Origin of the sequence: Candidatus Jidaibacter acanthamoeba, assembly GCF_000815465.1 — a bacterium.
Classification (GTDB): domain Bacteria; phylum Pseudomonadota; class Alphaproteobacteria; order Rickettsiales; family Midichloriaceae; genus Jidaibacter; species Jidaibacter acanthamoebae.
In genome coordinates, this window is sequence record NZ_JSWE01000123.1 from 1 (window position 1) to 1,695 (window position 1,695).

General features: G+C 32.7%; 2 protein-coding genes. Both read right to left on the reverse strand.

The window, feature by feature from the left end:
• Nucleotides 1–22: 22 nt before the first annotated feature.
• On the reverse strand, nucleotides 23–994 hold the full coding sequence (locus NF27_RS05565) for an IS110 family RNA-guided transposase (RefSeq protein ID WP_039455504.1): 972 nt from the start codon (nucleotides 992–994) through the stop codon (nucleotides 23–25).
• A 510-nt stretch (nucleotides 995–1,504) separates the two neighbouring features.
• Nucleotides 1,505–1,695 (reverse strand): hypothetical protein (locus tag NF27_RS12460; RefSeq protein ID WP_039454516.1); only part of this gene is annotated, 191 nt, incomplete at its 5' end.

Here is a 1,695-nt window from a genome sequence, read left to right on the forward strand (position 1 = left end):
GGTAGTGATACCGTGTATGGAGTCAAGTATATAACATTTGTGAGTTGTATTTAGTTTTATGCTTAATAACACCGAATGCTATATGAAGTAACTTTCTCATAATCGCTCCAATAATGACCATGGTATTTTTACCTCTGTTTTTTAATTTATTGGCAAATTCTTTGACTATTGAGTTGTGTGATTTAGCTGAGATAGCAGGAAAATATAAAGCTTTTCTTAAGTTCGAAGAGCCTATTTTTGACAATCTTGATTTACCTCTTACTGAAGTGCCAGAAGTATTTTGTTTAGGAGTAAGTCCTGCATATGCAGCTAGTTGTCTTGCACTGTTAAAAGAAGAGAAGTCAGGAACTTCAGATAGTATAGCAATAGCAGTAATCTTTCCAACTCCCGGTATACTTTGCAAATTCTCGCAGTGCTCTTTTAGTGTAGAATTGTTAGTTAGTAATTCATCAATAAGTAAGTCTATACTTTTAATTTGCAGATCTATTTCATTTAACAATCTCCTATATATTATACTTATAGAGTCAGGTAAGGTATGCTCATTTTCAAGGTAATTTGAAACTTGGGTACGTTGGATTTTAAGGTTTTGCTGACAACGATAAAAGCTCCTTAATTTCTTAAGCATACTATCCCTAGGTTTATAGGGGTGTAATTCATTCTTATTAGCATACTCAGCAATAAGTACAGCATCAACTTCATCAGTTTTATGCCTCTTTAGTTTACTTGACGCATAAGCTTTAATGCAAGCCGGGTTAATTATACTTACACTATATCCTTGATTATATAAAAACTCCGCTACTTCATCACCATAGCTACCTGTTGCTTCCATACATACTTTTAGATCCTTAATTGCTTTTATACTCAACCATTGGTTAAGTTTGGCAAATCCTTGTTGATTATTAGCAAATTTGTTCTTACTAATTTTATTTCCAATTATCAAAGCTACAGCTAGTTCTTTCTTTGATATATCTATACCTAGAGTTCCTTCAAACATAACTTCTACCTTGCATTATTTTTTTATCTATGTAAAAAAAATCTATAGCTAACCATGTTAATACAGAATAAGCTTCTTAAGAGCTTTTCTTAGATACCGTCCAGCTTAAGATCCTTTGGAAGAGGGTGCTTATCACTACCACAGATTTAAATAATCTTTGTTGCGAACCAGAATCTCCTCTTCCTAACCTCAAAGGTCAGCTAATCCCTTTGTAGCCTTACTTGCAAGCATTTCTTAACCTGCTCCTTTATCATACATGTTGCAAAGAATGGAATTGAAGGAAGAAGTTATCTAGTTTTATGAGGGTTTTTAGAAAATATAAGCAGGAGTTGGTAAGTTAAATTGTCTTTCAATAAAGTATTTAATATTTATAGCAGAGCACTTATGCAAGTGATAAAGCTGGCCCTTGAATAACATGTTGATTGTCTCAATACCTCGGATGGTATTATATGCGGTTGTGTTGCAAAGAATAAAATTGAAGGAAGAAGTTATAAAATTTTATGAGGTTTTTTAGAAAATATAAGCAGGGGTAGGTAAGTTAAATTGCCTTTCAACAAAGTATTTAATATTTATAGCAGAGCTCTTAAGTAAGTGATAAAGCTGCCCCTTGAATAACATATTGATTGTCTCAATCCCTCGAATGGTATTATAAGCTGTTTTATAACTATGATAACCCATAGCATCTTTGGTTTTCCATTTTA